The sequence below is a fragment of the Caulobacter sp. GSs2 genome (genome assembly GCF_058680895.1).
On the sequence record NZ_CM178725.1, the window covers coordinates 225,037 to 240,346 of the forward strand.

At 65.3% G+C, this 15,310-nt stretch carries 16 protein-coding genes and 1 pseudogene; 13 read left to right on the forward strand and 4 right to left on the reverse strand.

What is annotated here, in order from left to right:
- Positions 1 to 37 precede the first annotated feature (37 nt).
- Positions 38 to 541, forward strand: a complete 504-nt coding sequence (locus ACW17Z_RS01095; RefSeq protein ID WP_492057264.1) for a pentapeptide repeat-containing protein — start codon at positions 38 to 40, stop codon at positions 539 to 541.
- Between the two features lie 94 nt (positions 542 to 635).
- The gene (locus tag ACW17Z_RS01100) at positions 636 to 1,562 is read left to right on the forward strand and encodes a pentapeptide repeat-containing protein (RefSeq protein ID WP_492057265.1); all 927 of its coding nucleotides are present in this window, start codon (positions 636 to 638) and stop codon (positions 1,560 to 1,562) included.
- 63 nt (positions 1,563 to 1,625) lie between these two features.
- Here the strand turns inward: ACW17Z_RS01100 and aspS are convergent, their stop codons facing one another.
- Positions 1,626 to 3,464 carry an aspartate--tRNA ligase gene (gene aspS, locus ACW17Z_RS01105; RefSeq protein ID WP_492057267.1) on the reverse strand — a complete coding sequence of 613 codons (1,839 nt, stop codon included), beginning with the start codon at positions 3,462 to 3,464 and terminating at the stop codon, positions 1,626 to 1,628.
- A 486-nt stretch (positions 3,465 to 3,950) separates the two neighbouring features.
- Between aspS and ACW17Z_RS01110 the strand changes: the two are divergent.
- Positions 3,951 to 4,088: pseudogene (locus ACW17Z_RS01110) on the forward strand (hypothetical protein); the annotation flags it as partial.
- Positions 4,089 to 4,280: 192 nt separating this feature from the next.
- On the opposite strand, the gene ACW17Z_RS01115 reads toward ACW17Z_RS01110, so the two are convergent.
- Positions 4,281 to 5,021: an EcsC family protein gene (locus tag ACW17Z_RS01115; protein WP_492057268.1), complete on the reverse strand. Its 741-nt coding sequence runs from the start codon at positions 5,019 to 5,021 to the stop codon at positions 4,281 to 4,283.
- 177 nt (positions 5,022 to 5,198) lie between these two features.
- Between ACW17Z_RS01115 and ACW17Z_RS01120 the strand changes: the two genes are divergently transcribed.
- The 10 genes from ACW17Z_RS01120 to ACW17Z_RS01165 all read left to right on the forward strand — a co-directional run bounded on the left by ACW17Z_RS01120 (position 5,199) and on the right by ACW17Z_RS01165 (position 13,788).
- On the forward strand, positions 5,199 to 5,579 hold the full coding sequence (locus ACW17Z_RS01120; RefSeq protein WP_492057269.1) for a GIY-YIG nuclease family protein: 381 nt from the start codon (positions 5,199 to 5,201) through the stop codon (positions 5,577 to 5,579).
- Positions 5,580 to 5,756: 177 nt separating this feature from the next.
- A complete protein-coding gene (locus tag ACW17Z_RS01125; protein WP_492057270.1) occupies positions 5,757 to 5,933 on the forward strand; it encodes a hypothetical protein in 177 nt (58 codons plus the stop codon).
- A 111-nt stretch (positions 5,934 to 6,044) separates the two neighbouring features.
- A complete protein-coding gene (locus tag ACW17Z_RS01130; protein WP_492057271.1) occupies positions 6,045 to 6,221 on the forward strand; it encodes a hypothetical protein in 177 nt (58 codons plus the stop codon).
- 111 nt (positions 6,222 to 6,332) lie between these two features.
- On the forward strand, positions 6,333 to 6,680 hold the full coding sequence (locus tag ACW17Z_RS01135; RefSeq protein ID WP_492057272.1) for a hypothetical protein: 348 nt from the start codon (positions 6,333 to 6,335) through the stop codon (positions 6,678 to 6,680).
- 124 nt (positions 6,681 to 6,804) lie between these two features.
- On the forward strand, positions 6,805 to 8,169 hold the full coding sequence (locus tag ACW17Z_RS01140; protein ID WP_492057273.1) for a pentapeptide repeat-containing protein: 1,365 nt from the start codon (positions 6,805 to 6,807) through the stop codon (positions 8,167 to 8,169).
- Between the two features lie 124 nt (positions 8,170 to 8,293).
- A complete protein-coding gene (hdaA, locus tag ACW17Z_RS01145; protein ID WP_492057274.1) occupies positions 8,294 to 8,989 on the forward strand; it encodes a DnaA regulatory inactivator HdaA in 696 nt (231 codons plus the stop codon).
- Between the two features lie 222 nt (positions 8,990 to 9,211).
- Positions 9,212 to 11,425 (forward strand): RNA degradosome polyphosphate kinase, encoded by a 2,214-nt coding sequence (locus ACW17Z_RS01150; RefSeq protein WP_492057275.1) that lies wholly within the window; start codon positions 9,212 to 9,214, stop codon positions 11,423 to 11,425.
- Positions 11,422 to 11,823 carry a hypothetical protein gene (locus ACW17Z_RS01155; RefSeq protein WP_419316880.1) on the forward strand — a complete coding sequence of 134 codons (402 nt, stop codon included), beginning with the start codon at positions 11,422 to 11,424 and terminating at the stop codon, positions 11,821 to 11,823. The genes ACW17Z_RS01150 and ACW17Z_RS01155 overlap by 4 nt, the downstream gene beginning before the upstream one ends.
- A gap of 63 nt (positions 11,824 to 11,886) precedes the next feature.
- Complete coding sequence (locus ACW17Z_RS01160) at positions 11,887 to 13,377, forward strand: Ppx/GppA phosphatase family protein (protein ID WP_419316881.1); 1,491 nt, start codon at positions 11,887 to 11,889, stop codon at positions 13,375 to 13,377.
- A 153-nt stretch (positions 13,378 to 13,530) separates the two neighbouring features.
- Positions 13,531 to 13,788: a hypothetical protein gene (locus ACW17Z_RS01165; protein ID WP_492057276.1), complete on the forward strand. Its 258-nt coding sequence runs from the start codon at positions 13,531 to 13,533 to the stop codon at positions 13,786 to 13,788.
- Positions 13,789 to 13,831: 43 nt separating this feature from the next.
- Here ACW17Z_RS01165 and ACW17Z_RS01170 read toward each other — a convergent pair whose 3' ends face one another.
- Positions 13,832 to 15,040 carry a glycosyltransferase family 4 protein gene (locus ACW17Z_RS01170; RefSeq protein ID WP_492057277.1) on the reverse strand — a complete coding sequence of 403 codons (1,209 nt, stop codon included), beginning with the start codon at positions 15,038 to 15,040 and terminating at the stop codon, positions 13,832 to 13,834.
- 65 nt (positions 15,041 to 15,105) lie between these two features.
- The gene (locus tag ACW17Z_RS01175) at positions 15,106 to 15,258 is read right to left on the reverse strand and encodes a type II toxin-antitoxin system antitoxin (RefSeq protein ID WP_419255505.1); all 153 of its coding nucleotides are present in this window, start codon (positions 15,256 to 15,258) and stop codon (positions 15,106 to 15,108) included.
- Between the last annotated feature and the right edge of the window lie 52 nt (positions 15,259 to 15,310).

Here is a 15,310-nt window from a genome sequence, read left to right on the forward strand (position 1 = left end):
GCTGCTTGCGCCGATACTCGCCAGGATGCGTCTGAAGATGACCCCGATCGCCCGCCTCGCCGCCCTGGCGCTCAGCGCTGCCACCTTGTCCGTCGCCGCGCCGGCCGTGGCGCAGAATTCCAGCCAGATCGCCAAGGTCCGGGCCGGCGCCAGCTGCCCCGGCTGCAATCTCTTTCAGGCCGACCTGTCCAACCTGACCCTGCGCGGCCTCAACCTGTCCAAGGCTCGTCTGCGCCAGGCCGATCTGTCGGCCGTGGTCATGAACCGCGTCAGCTTCGCCGGCGGCGACCTGCGCGACGTCAACGCTTATGGCGGCGTGTTCGGCGGCGCCAGCTTCGCCCGGGCCGATCTGACCCATGCCAGCTTCGTGGGGGCCTTCCTCGAAGGCGCCAATTTCGCCGGGGCCAATCTGAGCGGCGTGAACTTTTCGGGCGCGGAAATGGGCCGCGCCAAAGGCCTGTCCCAGGGCCAGCTGAACCGGGCCTGCGGCGACGATTCCACCCGTTTGCCGCGTGGTCTTTCCATCCCCGGTTGCCGTTAAGTTGCTGTCATTACCGCGATTTAAGTGGCGCCTGGGCGCTCGGGGCCCCAAATCGTAACTCATGCAGTCGCGTATTGGCTGGTAGGAGATTTCGATGTCCCGCATGGGCGTTTCACTCGCGGTTCTGACGCTGGCCCTCACGGCCCTGGCCGGACAGGCCCAGGCCGGTCCCGAGGACAAGGACGTCGCCCGTCTGGTGTCGTTCGGCGGCATGTGCGTCAGCTGCGAGCTGTCGGGCCGCAAGCTGACCGGCGCCAAGTTCAGCGGCGCCAATTTCGCCAAGGCCATCCTGATCGGCTCAGACCTGCGCGGCGCGGCCTTCTACGGTTCCAACTTCCAGGGCGCCGATCTGACCCGGTCGGACATGCGCGGCGCCGAGATGCGCGGCGCCAACTTCCAGAACGCCGTTTTCAGCGACGCCCGCATGTCCGGCATCGAGAGCAGCGGCGCCAACTTCCAGAACGCCAGCCTGCTGCGGGCCGATCTGTCGTCGTCCGAGCTGAACGCCGCCAACATGATCGGGGCCAACCTCAACAAGGCCAATCTCAGCAACGCCGAGCTGGGCGGCGCCAATCTGGCCAACGTCAACGGCCGTGACGCCACCTTCCGCAACGCCGAGCTCAACGCCGCCAACCTGTCCGGCGGACGCTTCGACGGGGCCGACTTCCGCAACGCCGAGTTCACGGGCGCCGCCCTGCGCGGGGCCACGTTCCACGGCGCCGACTTCCGGGGCGCCGACCTCTCCAACGCCATGCTGGGCGGAGCCGATCTGTCGGGCGCCAAGGGCCTGGACCAGGACCAGCTGGACGAGACCTGCGGCGACGGCTCCACCCGCCTGCCCCGCGGCCTGACGCTGCGGTCCTGCCATGGCGACCCCCGCCAGATCCGGGTGATCGTCGACTTCAAGCGCGCCCAGGCCGAGGCCGCCCGCGCCCAGGCCGAGGCCGAGAAGGCCGCATCCGCCTGGGCTGCGCCCCGGCCGCCCAAGCCGCCTGCGCCGCCCAAACCGCCGAAATACTGAGCTCGACGCGACCCTGAAAACTTTAAAGGCCCCGGTGCGAACCGGGGCCTTTTTCTATTCGCTCTACACCTTGATGGGCGGCGCCGAGCGGATGTGCAGTTCCTTGTACTGGCGCTCTGCGGCCTCGGCCGGGGCGTTCATCAGGAGGTCCTGGCCCTGCTGGTTCAGCGGGAAGGCGATGACCTCGCGGATGGCGACCTGCTCGGCCAGCAGCATGACGATCCGGTCGATGCCGGGCGCCAGACCGCCGTGCGGGGGAGCCCCGAAGCGGAAGGCGTTCAGCATGCCGCCAAACTGCTCTTCCACCACCTCGGCGCCATAGCCGGCCACTTCGAAGGCCTTGAGCATGATCTCGGGCTTGTGGTTCCGGATCGCGCCCGAGCACAGCTCATAGCCGTTGCAGACGATGTCGTACTGATAGGCGCGGATGGTCAGCGGATCCTGGGTCTCCAGGGCCTCCAGACCGCCCTGCGGCATCGAGAACGGGTTGTGCGAGAAGTCGACGCGCTTTTCGTCCTCGTTCCACTCGAACATCGGGAAGTCGACGATCCAGCAGAACTTGAACTGGTTCTCATCCACCAGCTTCAGCTCGGTGCCGACGCGGGTGCGGGCCAGGCCGGCGAACTTGGCGAACACGGCCGGGTCGCCGGCCACGAAGAAGGCGGCGTCGCCCTTGCCCAGGCCCACCGACTCCATCAGCGCCTGCGTCGGCTCGCCCAGGTTCTTGGCGATCGGGCCGCCCCAGGCGCCCAGGTCTTCCGACCAGAACACATAGCCCAGGCCCGGCTGGCCTTCGCCCTGGGCCCAGCTGTTCATGCGGTCGCAGAACGCCCGCGAACCCCCGGTCGGCGCGGGGATGGCCCACACCCGGTTCTTCGGATCAGCGCCCAGGATCTTGGCGAACAGGCCAAAGCCGCCGTCGCGGAAGTGCTCGGAGACGTCGGCCATCTTGATCGGGTTGCGGGTGTCGGGCTTGTCGCTGCCGTACCACTTCATCGACTGGGCGTAGGTCAGGCGCTCGAAGCCGGCATGCTCCAGCGTCGCGCCGAAATCGTTGGTGAAGGTGTGCATGCCCGAGATCGGCGACACCGGCTTGCCGCCCGAGAACTCCTCGAACACGCCGTGCATCACCGGCTCAATGGCCGCGAACACGTCTTCTTGCGTCACGAAGCTCATCTCGATGTCGAGCTGGTAGAATTCCAGCGAGCGGTCGGCGCGCAGGTCTTCGTCGCGGAAGCACGGGGCGATCTGGAAATAGCGGTCAAAGCCCGAGACCATCAGCAGCTGCTTGAACTGCTGCGGAGCCTGGGGCAGCGCATAGAACTTGCCCGGATGCAGACGCGACGGCACCAGGAAGTCGCGCGCGCCTTCCGGCGACGAGGCCGTCAGGATCGGGGTCTGGTACTCGAGGAAGCCCTGCTCGACCATGCGGTGACGGATCGAGTGGATCACCTTGCTGCGCAGCACGATGTTCTTGTGCAGGGTCTCGCGGCGCAGATCCAGATAGCGGTGCTTGAGGCGGATCTCTTCGGGATAGTCCGGCTCGCCAAACACCGGCAGCGGCAGCTCGGCGGCTTCCGACAGCACTTCCACGGCGGTGACGTGGATCTCGATCGCGCCGGTCGGCAGGTTGGGGTTCACGGCTGCGGCGTCGCGGGCCAGCACCTTGCCGTCCACCTTGATCACGCTCTCGGCGCGCAGGCGCTCGACGATGTCAAAGCCCGGGGTCTCGGGGTGCAGCACCAGCTGGGTCAGGCCGTAATGGTCGCGCAGGTCGATGAAGACCAGGCCGCCATGGTCGCGCTTGCGGTGGATCCAGCCCGACACGCGGACATTGGCGTCGGTGTCGCTAGCCCGAAGGGCGCCGCAGGTGTGGGTGCGGTAGGCGTGCATCGTGGTCATGACAAAGTCTTCGAAAATCGCGGGAACGCGTTGATTTGCAAGGCGCGGAAAGGCGCATGGGGGGGCGTGGATGTCAAGGATTCTGAGGCTGCCACTGGCCCCCTACGGGCTGCTGCGCAGCCGTCTTCCCATGAAAGGCGCGGACTCATCTTCCCCCTCCGGGGGAGGAGCGCCGAAGGCGCGGAGGGGGCAAGTGTGGCGCACGCGCCTTCACACCCCCGCGCTTTCGCTGCGATGGCGATGGAAAGGGTCGCGGAGCGTCCGGGCTCGCCCGGAGGAAAATAGAATAACCGTTTCGACGAAGCCGAGCGCTCCGCGTGGTCGTTATCCATCAGCGTCCCGGCGGGTGGCCCAGTTGGGGCCTTACCGGAACCCGGAAGCTTCGGTTTCCCGAAGTCCCGAAGGTCGGGGGGCGTGGGGCCAATCCTGACCAACACTCGCCTTGATCCCCATCCACGCCGACGGCGGGCGGGTCCTGCAACGCCAGGATCCCCGGACCGGTCGAGTATCCCCCTCGACCCCCGTCCCGCTCGATCACCCCCCGTCGCCGCAATGGTCGCTGGCCTTGCGCCCTTTCCTCGCGACGAGGTGGGACAAGAATACGGGAGGTTTCAGCGCGTCTGACGGGCGCGCTCGCTTTATTTGGAGGGCGTTGATCAGGCTGAGCTTTCTCCCGAAAGCCAAGGGGATCGGTCGCAGTTTATCCCCGCACTTGCCCCCTACGGGCTGCTTCGCAGCCGTCTTCCCCCGTAGGGGGAAGATGAGGTCGGCGCGCTTCATCTTCCCCCTGAAAGGGGGAGGACGACCGCGTAGCGGTCAGGAGGGGGCCAGCGGCGTCGGCAGGGAAACCCCCACCCCCTCCTCCCGCATCCGGTAGGCCATCACCGCCGTGCGCCCCAGGCTCTCGACCAGCCGCCAGTTGACGATCGCCCCGACCGGCGCGCCGACCACGGGCAGCAGCTGGGCCAGCTTGGCCAGGTCAATATGGTCGCGATACTGCTGCTGGAAGGCCCGCCAGTCGAAGGCCTCCAGCGTGTCGGGACGCTCCGCCCGCCGCGCGTCCCAGTCGTCCATGGCCGCCAGCACCCGGGCCCGGTGGCTCGCGTCGGAAAAGGCCAGCTCGAAGATGTGCAGGATATAGAGCCGCTCATCCAGGTCGGTCCCGTCATGACCGAAGATCGCGGCGATCTCGAACAGCAGCTTGATCTTGAAGCTCATCAGCAGCGGGAAATCGGCCGCCGCCGCCAGAAAGCCCCCGGCCCCGGTGATCCCGCCCTCGACGCTGGCGGTCTTCTTCCAGCCGTCGATGGCGGCGGCGGCCTTGGCGCGCTTTTCGTCCAGGCTCAGGCCGTGCTGCGGCGAGCCGGTGGCGAAGTCGGCCCCGGTCAGGATGCCCCGCGTCAGGCCCTCCATGGCCGTGGTGATCGCGGCGTGGACCTTTTCGGGGATGATCTGGTTGATCTTCACCTGCGCCTTGCGCGCGAGGCCGCCTAGGGGCCCGGAGGGCTTGGTCATGGCGGCGCGCCAGGCGGCGAGGTCGGGGGGTGATGAGGTCATGGGTTAGATATAGGGCGACGCCCCGCCCCCACACCACTCCCCCAACCCACCGTCATTCCCGCCCTTGTGGCGGAAACCCCTGTTTCAGCTTGCACGTGAAGCGCCAGCGAAGTGCGCGCGCACTTCGCCCCTCCCGCACGTGCGGCGGACAGAGGGGTTCCCGCCACAAGGGCGGGAATGACGAGAGTATTTTGTTCCTGTATTGTTCCCGCGCTACAAGGAGCATTCGCCATGGTTCCACGCGAAGCCTGGATCGCGGTCTACATGATGAGCGACCACTATCGGGGTACGCTCTACACCGGCGTTACGGGCCAGTTCTTCACGCGCATTGGCCAGCATCGGGAAGGCCAATTGCCCGGCTTCACCCGGCAATATGGCCTCAAGCGTCTGGTCTGGTACGAGATCCACGACCTGATGACCGAGGCGATCCAGCGCGAAACCTCGATCAAGCGCTGGCCGCGCCAGTGGAAGATCAACCTGATCGAACGCGACAATCCCCGGTGGGACGACCTCTACGCCGCCGTCTTTGAATGGGCCCCGGTTCCCAGGCAGGTTTGAGCACCGCCCCCCTCCACCGTCATTCCCGCCCTTGTGGCGGGAACCCCTGTTTCAGCTGAGACGTGAAGCGCCAGCGAAGTGCGCGCGCACTTCGCCCCTTCTGCACCTGCGGCGGCGCGAGGGGTTCCCGCCACAAGGGCGGGAATGACGGGAGTATTTGGGGATAAGCTGCGCCCCATGACCGACGCCCAACGCCTGACCCTGGTCCGCGCCCTGCACACGGTGATCTATGTCGTGATGGCCGGCGCCGGGCGGCAATATCAGAGGCAGCGAGGTTTCGTCCCCATGCCACCTTCCCAACCCACCGTCATTCCCGCCCTTGTGGCGGGAACCCCTGGTTCAGCCGACACGTGAAGCGCCAGCGAAGTGCGCGCGCACTTCGCCCCTCCCGCACCTGCGGCGGACAGAGGGGTTCCCGCCACAAGGGCGGGAATGACGGGAGTATTTGGGGATAAGCTGCGCCCCATGACCGACGCCCAACGCCTGACCCTGGTCCGCGCCCTGCACACGGTGATCTATGTCGTGATGGCCGGCGCCGGGCGGCAATATCAGAGGCAGCGAGGTTTCGTCCCCATGCCACCTTCCCAACCCACCGTCATTCCCGCCCTTGTGGCGGGAACCCCTGTTTCAGCCGACACGTGAAGCGCCAGCGAAGTGCGCGCGCACTTCGCCCCTGCCGCACCTGCGGCGGATAGAGAGGTTCCCGCCACAAGGGCGGGAATGACGGGAGTATTTGGGATTAAGCTGCGCCCCATGACCGACGCCCAACGCCTGACCCTGGTCCGCGCCCTGCACACGGTGATCTATGTCGTGATGGCCAGCGCCAGCCTCGTCGTCCTCTATGCCGGGATCACCGGCGCGCACGGCCCCTGGCTGTGGGTGGCGGCCGCGCTGGTCGCCGTCGAGAGCCTGGTCTTCGCCGCCTTCGGCCTCAAATGCCCCCTGACCGCCATCGCCGTGAAGTACGGCGCGACCAGGGACGGCGCCTACGACACCTTCCTGCCGGAGCGGATTACCCGCTGGACGTTCGCGGTGTTCGGGCCGGTGATCCTGCTGGGGTTTGGGTTGTTGGCGGTGCGGTGGGGGTTGGGTTGGCTCTAGACACGCCAGGCAGTCACCGCCGCGTGGAGCGTCCTAGCGTGAAGTGAGAAAACTCCCGCAACTTGACCGTGAAGGACGGTTGACGGATCGTCTTGGGCGAACGAGCGAATCAGAAAGAAACTAGATGCCTCGCTTAACAGACGAATTAGTGACGAGAGAGAGCTTTCAGAAAATACACTTTGAAAATGAAGCCATTTCGTCTGGTCATTTTAGGCATTGCGAGTTTATCCAGGCAAATTTTGGCATTCAAGTTGATGTTATATTTGAAAATTGTAAATTTGAAGGATGCGATTTTACCAATAATGAATTGAGTGGTTCCACTTTTATACACTGCGGATTTGATGGCTGCAAATTTACAAGAACAAGACTCGACGACTGCAATATAATAGAATGCGAAATACCTCTTTCAGATTTCGTAGAATGCTATCTATACGGCACAACCTTAAGGTCAACAAATATAGATGGGAGTTCATTCCTAGATTGCGATGCGCAATTCACGACATTCTCAGATTGTGAAGTTTTTGACACTTCATTCGAAGATACGGATCTATCGGATGCAGATTTGGGCGACACTTATGGCCTAAGTGAAGAGCAAATTACACTAGCTACAGGAAATGCTAGAACTATTCTTCCGGACGATCTTGAGCATCCCTCGCATTGGATGGGCCAAGTAGAGCACACATCGCAAAAACTGGACGACATACCAAACCAAGTCGCGGCCCCAATTCGTGTAATTTGGCGGGATACGAAAATCGTACCAGACCCGCGTGGCCATGCCGACGATCAGATGCGAAACCCCTCTATAATTGCGATGTATCGGGCATTTCAGTCAGACGTAGAGAACGTAATTGTCCAAGCGCCGACCAACCACCCGATCATGCGACACGTTGAATTGCTATTTCAAGCAACATCTCGAGGTATAATATCGTTTAACCCGTCACTAGCCGGCTACCATATAGAGGTTCTGCGCTGCCAATTAGATACTTCAGAAGATGAGCTCAGCGATACTACAATAGGTAGAATAAGATATGTTGTTGCGGGCGGCTCTATATTGGTAAATCAATTTCCAGAATGGCGCAATATATCTGCCAATAACCAAGAATTTGATCAAAATGCCGATGCAATAAAGTCTGTCGCAGCAGCGCTGCATGCTATTGCGGACAGCGCGAGAATGACCGGATCACCGGTCGACAGGCGCGTCGCCGAGTCGTTGGACATTCAGGCCCACGACATCGCCGCGCTACCCGCAGATCGAAAAATAAAACTCGGGACAGCAAATAGCGCAAGTAATATACTATCGGCGTTGAGTAGTAGGCTGTGGCAAATGGTCAAATCTGGATCTAAGACAGCATCCGATGCGGTACTTGAGAATTCAATTAAAGGTTTTTTTGAAACAAATGCCAATCCAATTAGCATTATAATTCAATGGGCCCCATCCATACTGGGATGGTTCAGACATGTAGTGACCACGTTGATTGCAAAAAACTGATATCAACCCTGTATCCACACCCCGCCCCACTCCATCCCCACCTTCCCTCACCCGCCCCGCTCGCGCTTCCGCCGCACCCGGCCTATATCCAGCACACCCAGTAACCACGCCGGACGCCGCCGACTTGTCCCGTCAGTTCAGACTGCCGCTGCACAGCCCGCCGTCGTTCGCGCGGGAGCACTTCGCAGTGTCGCCGACCAACGCCCAGGCGATCGCGGCGATCGACGCCTGGCCGCGCTGGGGCGACGGGCGGCTGGCCCTGATCGGGGCCGCGGGCGCGGGCAAGACCCATCTGGCGCGCGACTGGGCCCTGAAGGCGAACGCCGTGGTGGTCGAGGCGGCCAATCCCCTTGCAGCGCCGCTGGACCTGGCCGCCCTGCGCGGCCGCGCCGTGCTGGTCGATGACGCTGACCGCCGGGCCGAGGGCGGCCATCTGGACGACGAGACCCTGTTTCACCTGATCAACATGGCCGGGGTCGACGGCGGGACCCTGCTGCTGACCGGCCGGCTGGCGCCCGTGGCCTGGGACTGCGCGGTGCCCGACCTGCGCTCGCGGCTCAACGCCCTGACGGCCGCCATCATCGACGAGCCCGACGACATCGTGCTGGAGGCCGTGCTGCGCCGGGCCTTCGCGGCGCGGGCCATGACCCCGGCCCACGACGTCTATCCCTACCTGCTGCGCCGCATCCCCCGCTCGTCGCTGGAGGCCATCGCGGCGGTGGACCTGCTGGACGAGGCGGCCTCGGCCCAGGGCCGGGCGATTACCCGGCTGCTGGCGGGCGAGGTGCTGGCGTTTGAGGGGGATGAGGCGGAGGACTGAGGGTCCTTCTCTTCAAAACGGCTGTCATCCCGGACGAACGCGCAGCGTGAAGATCCGGGATCGACGCCTGAGCTCAGCGCTTCCGGCGGTCCCGGATCTGCGCCCGGCGTTCGCCGGACTTGTCCGGGATGACAGGCCTGGTTTGCAAGGGGCGCCAGTGTCTTGCCCCCGTCACGTCCCACGTTCACCATGTGAGAACCCTGTTCGCCTATGGTTCCCCGCATGCCCAACGCCGCGCCCCTGCCGACCCCCGTCACTGAAGCCGACACGGCCTGTCGTCTGGACAAGGCGCTGCTGGCCTCGCCCGAGCGGTTCATCAATCGCGAACTGTCGTGGCTGGCCTTCAACGAACGCGTGCTGGAAGAGAGCGCCAATCGGCGCCATCCGCTGCTGGAGCGGCTGCGGTTCCTGTCGATCTCGGCCAACAATCTCGACGAATTCTACATGGTGCGGGTGGCCGGCCTGAAGGGCCAGGTGCGCGAGGGCGTGCGGGTGGTCAGCCAGGACGGCCTGACGCCGGGCGAGCAGCTAGCGCGGATCAACGCCACGGCCTTCGACCTGATGGTCGATCAGCAGAAGATCTGGCGCGACGTGCGCGCCGAGCTGTGGGGCGAGGGCCTCAAGCTGCTGGACGCCAAGGACATCGAGGGCGACGACAAGGTCAAGGCCGAGGAGCTGTTCCTGACCCGGATGTTCCCGGTGCTGACGCCCCTGGCCATCGACCCGGCCCACCCGTTTCCGTTCATTCCCAATCTGGGCTTCTGCCTGGCGCTGAAGCTGCGCCGCATCGCCGACGACAAGCACCTGTACGCCCTGGTGCCGGTCCCCAGCCAGGTGCAGCGGTTCTGGGAAATCGGCTCGGTGACCACGCGCGGCAAGAAGCGCGAGCGCCGGATCGTGGCGCTGGAGAGCTTCATCATCCTGTTCCTGGGCCACCTGTTCCCCGGCTATAAGGTGGAGGGCCGCGGCCTGTTCCGCCTGATCCGCGACAGCGACCTGGAAATCGAGGAAGAGGCCGAAGACCTGGTGCGCGAGTTCGAGGCGCGGTTGAAGAAGCGTCGCCTGGGCCAGGTGGTGCGGGTCAAGATCCAGACCTCCATGCCCCAGGACCTGCGCGACTTCATCGTCGAGGGCCTGCGCGCCGAGCCTGACGACGTCATCCTGGTGGACGGCAAGCTGGGCCTGGCCCAGATGGACGAGCTGATCCCGCCCGATCGCCCGGACCTGAAGTTCAAGCCCTACAACGCCCGTTTCCCCGAGCGCGTGCGCGACCACGGCGGCGACTGTTTCGCGGCGATCCGCGAGAAGGACATCCTGGTCCACCACCCCTTCGAGAGCTTCGATGTGGTGGTGCAGTTCCTGCGTCAGGCGGCGCGCGATCCCAATGTGCTGGCGATCAAGCAGACCCTGTACCGCACCTCCAAGGACAGCCCGATCGTGGCGGCCCTGATCGAGGCGGCCGACAACGGCAAGAACGTCACCGCCCTGGTCGAGATCAAGGCGCGCTTTGACGAGGAGAACAACCTCAAATGGGCCCGCGATCTGGAACGCGCGGGCGTCCACGTGGTGTTCGGCTTTGTCGACTGGAAGACCCACGCCAAGCTGTCGGTGGTGGTGCGCCGCGAGGGCGAGGCCCTGCGCACCTATTGCCACTTCGGCACCGGCAACTATCACCCCCAGACGGCGCGGGTTTATACCGATCTGTCGCTGTTCACCTGCGATCCGGCCCTGGGCCGCGACGGCGGCAAGCTGTTCAATTTCATCACCGGCTACGCCCAGCCGCATGGTCTGGAAAAGCTGAGCTTCTCGCCAGAGACGCTCAAGCCCGACCTGCTGAAGATGATCAGCCTCGAGGCCGCCAATGCGCGGGCCGGCAAGCCTGCCGGCATCTGGGCCAAGATGAACTCCGTGGTCGATCCCCAGATCATCGACGCCCTCTATGCCGCCAGCCAGGCCGGGGTGATGATCAATCTGGTGGTGCGCGGCATCTGCTGCCTGCGGCCGGGCGTGAAGGGGCTGTCGGAGAATATCCGGGTCAAAAGCATCGTCGGACGGTTCCTGGAGCACGCCCGGATCGTCGCCTTCGCCAACGGCGCCGACCTGCCCGGCCCGCAGACGCGCCTGTTCATCAGCTCGGCCGACTGGATGCCGCGCAACCTCGACCGCCGGGTGGAAACCCTGGTGCCGGTCGAGAACCCCACCGTACACCAGCAGGTGCTGGACCAGATCATGGTCGCCAACCTCAATGACGAGGCCCAGAGCTGGAACCTCAACAGCGATGGCGGCTACACGCGCGATCCGGCCTGGGACAAGAAGGGCGCCTTCTCGGCCCACGACTATTTCATGACCAATCCCAGCCTGTCGGGCCGCGGCCAAAAGGTGAAGGATCTGCCGATGGCCTTCGACCATGTGGGCCCGCGAAAAGGCAAGGGTTGAGGCGTCTCGTCCTTCTGACGGTCCCGGCGGTCCTGGCCCTGTCTGGCTGTGGTCCCGGCCAGGCGGAGCAGGCGCAGATCTGCGCCATCCTGGCCCAGCCCGGCGTGCCCGGCATCGACCGGATCGGCGACGGCGCAGCCCTGGCCCCGGTGGATCGGCAACTTCAGGCCAAGGGCCGAATCTATGGTCCCGGCCTGCGCCTGGGCCAGATCCGCTCGTGGGGGTCCTGCCCAAAGCATGCGCCGACCGTCGAGCTGCTGCTGCTGGACGGCAACCACGCCGCGACCAAGGGCGGCCTTCGCGCGAACGGGGCGCAGAAGACTTTCGGCACCTGCTTCTACGTAAGAACCGAAACCCGCTGGCGCTTGCTCGCGTGCCGGATTAATGGCGCGTCCTGACGTCCCGAGCGATTTTCGTCCGGCCCCGCTTTCTCCCGCGTCTCAATAGGCTAAACCAAGCTCATGCCTTTTCCGGCGCCGCGCGACGCGGCCGTGATCGATATCGGATCCAACTCGGTGCGCCTCGTGGTGTACCGGCTGGAAGGCCGCGCCATCTGGACCGTGTTCAACGAGAAGGTGCTGGCGGGCCTGGGCCGTGATCTGGGCGACAACGGCCGGCTGTCGCCCGACGGGGTGCTGCAGACCCTGGCGGCCCTGAAACGCTTCCGCGCCGTGCTGGAGGCCGTGGCCCCGGCCGAGACCTTCGTGGTCGCCACCGCCGCCGCCCGCGAGGCCAGCGACGGCCCCGCCTTCGTGGCTCGGGTCAAGGCCGAGACCGGCCTGACCGTTCGCGTGCTGAGCGGCGAGGAAGAGGCCCGCTACGCCGCCCTCGGCGTGCTGGCCGGCGCCCCTCAGGCCACCGGCGTCGTGGGCGATCTGGGCGGCGCCAGCCTGGAGCTGATCCGACTGGAAAGCACCGGCGCGGGCCTGGGCGTCACCCTGCCCCTGGGCCCCTTCAGCCTGGGCCTGTCGGAAGGCTTCGACGCCGACCGGGTGCGCCGTCTGTGCGCCCAGCGGCTGGCCCCGGTGACCAGCGCCTTCCGGACCGACAGCTTCCACGCCGTCGGCGGCGCCTGGCGCAACCTGGCCCTGCTGCACATGCGGATGTCGGGCTATCCACTGCACGTCGTGCACCAGTACGAGATCAGCGCCAGCGAAGCGCTGGACGCCGCGCGCCTGGTCTCGCACCAGTCGAAGAGCTCGCTGGAACGCATCGAGGGCATGAGCAAGAAGCGCTCGGAGACCCTGCCCTACGCCGCCGTGGTGCTGGAAAGCCTGATCGAGAGCCTTGGCGTCAAGCGCATCGAGATCTCGGCCTTTGGCGTGCGCGAAGGTCTGCTGTTCGAGGCCATGCCGCCGCGCACCCGGGGCCTGGACCCGCTGATCGAGGGCTGCGCCTCGCTGGGCGCCCGCCAGGGCGTCGCCGACGAGTTGGGCGCAGGCCTGCAGGCCTGGATCGCCCCGGCCTTCACCAGCCTGCCGCCGCTGTTCGACGAGGGGCGCGACGCCGTGCTGATGTCGGCCGCCTGCCGTCTGGCCGACCTGGGTGCGCGCCTGCACCCCGACCATCGCGCTGATCTGGTGTTCGAACAGGTGCTGCGCGCGCCGATCGCCGGCCAGGGCCATGATGAACGCGCCTTCCTGGCCACGGCGGCCTATGCCCGTCATGCCAGCACCTTCGACCCGCCCGAGCTGGACGTGCTGGCGCGCCTGCTGACCCCGGCCCGCCTCAAGCGCGCCAGGGCCCTGGGCGCGGCGATCCGGCTGGGCTGCGACCTGTCGGGCCGCAGCGCGCCCCTGCTGGCCCGCTCGCGCCTGGCCATTGACAAGACCCAGCTGACCCTGACGGCCGAGCCCGGCTATGCCGACCTGCTGCTGGGCGAACAGACCAGCAAGCGGGCCGGTACGGCGGCCCATCTTCTGGGCCTGAAACTCAAGATCTCAACATCCTAAACAAGGTGTTGATCAGTAGTTGACGTGCTTAATGCAGTCTAAACATACCCGATCTGATCATGAGGCAGGATGACGCAATCATAGCGTTGCCTATTGAGCACATTTTGTTAGCTTGATTTCTCTACTGTGCCTTGAAACACATAGGGAGGCCCAGTGATGCTACAGCGTAAAGTGGACTATCTGGACGCCATCGCGCAGAACCCGCGCCAGCGCCCTGCTCTTCGCCTTGCCAATGAAAACGATGCGCCGGTCCAGAGCGCCGCGCACAGCCTCCAGCACGAGATCGCCCGCGTCTTCGCCCAGGAAACAACCTGGTCGGTCCGTCGCACCGTGGCGATCGGTATTGTCTTTCACCTTGGCGTCTTCTGCGCCCTGGGTCTGGCGGCCGGCGGCGCGATCCTGCCCAACTAAAGCGTTATTCGGCGAAGTGGCTCACACTTCGCCGAACACGGCTTTAGTGTCGCAGAACTGGCGCGGCGTCGGAAAACTCGGCCGCGCCCGTCAGCCGGCCATAGATCTGGCAAAGCGCCTGGAAAACGGAATCCCAGCCGTGCCGCTCTTCGGCCCGACACCGGGCAGCCTGACCCAGCCCCTCAGCGCCGCGCGCAAACACCGATTCCACGGCCTCGGCCATGGCGCGCGCCTCCGATGCGGCGGCAAGCTCGCCCACCGAGGCGTCGACCGATTCAGCCACGCCGCCTGACGCGACGCCGATGACGGGCAGTCCGCAGGCCATCGCCTCCAGGACGACCAGACCGAACGGTTCGTTGTCATTGGCGTGCACGAAGGCGTCGCAACCCGCCAGGATCGCCGCCAAGGCCTGAGGGTCGCGCTGATAGTCCATGCAGATAACGCGATCACTGGCCGGCGCGCCGCTCCCCGCCCCGATCAACAGCAGCACATAGGGGTCGCCAAGCCGTTCAACGGCCTCCACCAGCACGTCCAGCCGCTTTTCCCGCGCGGGCCGTCCGGCGAACACCAGAATTTTGTGGTCCGGCCTCAAGCCCAGAGATGCGCGCAAGCCTGCGCGGTCGCCGCGCCCGGGATGGAAGATATCCACATCCACGCCCAGGGGCAGGCCAATAGCGTTGGTGACGCCGGCCTCGATCAGCCGACCGGCTATGAAGCGGCTCGGCGCGACGGCCTGGTCGAACTGGCCATAGATCGCCGCCCAGCGCTTTTGCATCGGCTTTTCAGCCCATTCGCCGATATGCAGCGCCGCCAGCGCGCCCAGGTCGGTGTGACAGAACCCCACCACCGGGACGCCCAGGGCGTCGCCCGCCCGCAACGCGGCCAGGCCGGGCGTATAGGGATCGCCGGCCTCGATAATGTGTGGCCTCTGGCGGATCAGCCGCTCCATCCAGGCCTGCTTGACGAGAGGCCACCGGTATCCATCACCAAACGGCAACGGCGCGGCATAGATCGACACGCGGCCCTGTCCGTCATGAGCATCCCGCGCGCCGGGAACAACCAGGGTGTGGTGCACTGACGGTCTATTGGCGGCCAGCCAGGTTCGCTTCGTGTTGAGATACCGGCGCACGCCGCCGCTCCGCGGGGCGTAGAGCATGGTCGTATCCACCAGGCGAACAGCCTGTCCGGCCGCCGGGGCGCCATCCGAAAGGCCGCGAAAGCCGAACGGTTGATTCGATCTCAAGTCCACCACGCCGAATCCTTATCGCTAACCAGACCATGACATTCGGCCTCGGAACGATAAAGGTTTCGCGACAGTTACGGTTCCTCGCTGCCCTGCGGCGGCTTTATGCCGACGCCGCGACGGCCCAGCGCCTCGCGTAGCAAGGTTTCGACCTGGGCGTTCACACTGCGCAACTCGGCGGCGGCCAGTCGCTCCACGGCGGTCAGCACCTCGGGGCGTACGCGCATCAGAAACGCGCGCCGTCCGCCCTTCCCGTTCTCGTTAGGATCGCTGGCCACG

What these genes read in the sequence shown, in the direction of transcription:
- ACW17Z_RS01095 (WP_492057264.1), top strand. Translation starts at nt 38, where the DNA reads ATGACCCCGATCGCCCGCCTCGCCGCCCTGGCGCTCAGCGCTGCCACC.
- ACW17Z_RS01100 (WP_492057265.1), top strand. Translation starts at nt 636, where the DNA reads ATGTCCCGCATGGGCGTTTCACTCGCGGTTCTGACGCTGGCCCTCACG.
- aspS (WP_492057267.1), bottom strand. Translation starts at nt 3,464, where the DNA reads ATGACCACGATGCACGCCTACCGCACCCACACCTGCGGCGCCCTTCGG.
- ACW17Z_RS01115 (WP_492057268.1), bottom strand. Translation starts at nt 5,021, where the DNA reads ATGACCTCATCACCCCCCGACCTCGCCGCCTGGCGCGCCGCCATGACC.
- ACW17Z_RS01120 (WP_492057269.1), top strand. Translation starts at nt 5,199, where the DNA reads ATGACGAGAGTATTTTGTTCCTGTATTGTTCCCGCGCTACAAGGAGCA.
- ACW17Z_RS01125 (WP_492057270.1), top strand. Translation starts at nt 5,757, where the DNA reads ATGACCGACGCCCAACGCCTGACCCTGGTCCGCGCCCTGCACACGGTG.
- ACW17Z_RS01130 (WP_492057271.1), top strand. Translation starts at nt 6,045, where the DNA reads ATGACCGACGCCCAACGCCTGACCCTGGTCCGCGCCCTGCACACGGTG.
- ACW17Z_RS01135 (WP_492057272.1), top strand. Translation starts at nt 6,333, where the DNA reads ATGACCGACGCCCAACGCCTGACCCTGGTCCGCGCCCTGCACACGGTG.
- ACW17Z_RS01140 (WP_492057273.1), top strand. Translation starts at nt 6,805, where the DNA reads ATGCCTCGCTTAACAGACGAATTAGTGACGAGAGAGAGCTTTCAGAAA.
- ACW17Z_RS01150 (WP_492057275.1), top strand. Translation starts at nt 9,212, where the DNA reads ATGCCCAACGCCGCGCCCCTGCCGACCCCCGTCACTGAAGCCGACACG.
- ACW17Z_RS01160 (WP_419316881.1), top strand. Translation starts at nt 11,887, where the DNA reads ATGCCTTTTCCGGCGCCGCGCGACGCGGCCGTGATCGATATCGGATCC.
- ACW17Z_RS01175 (WP_419255505.1), bottom strand. Translation starts at nt 15,258, where the DNA reads ATGCGCGTACGCCCCGAGGTGCTGACCGCCGTGGAGCGACTGGCCGCC.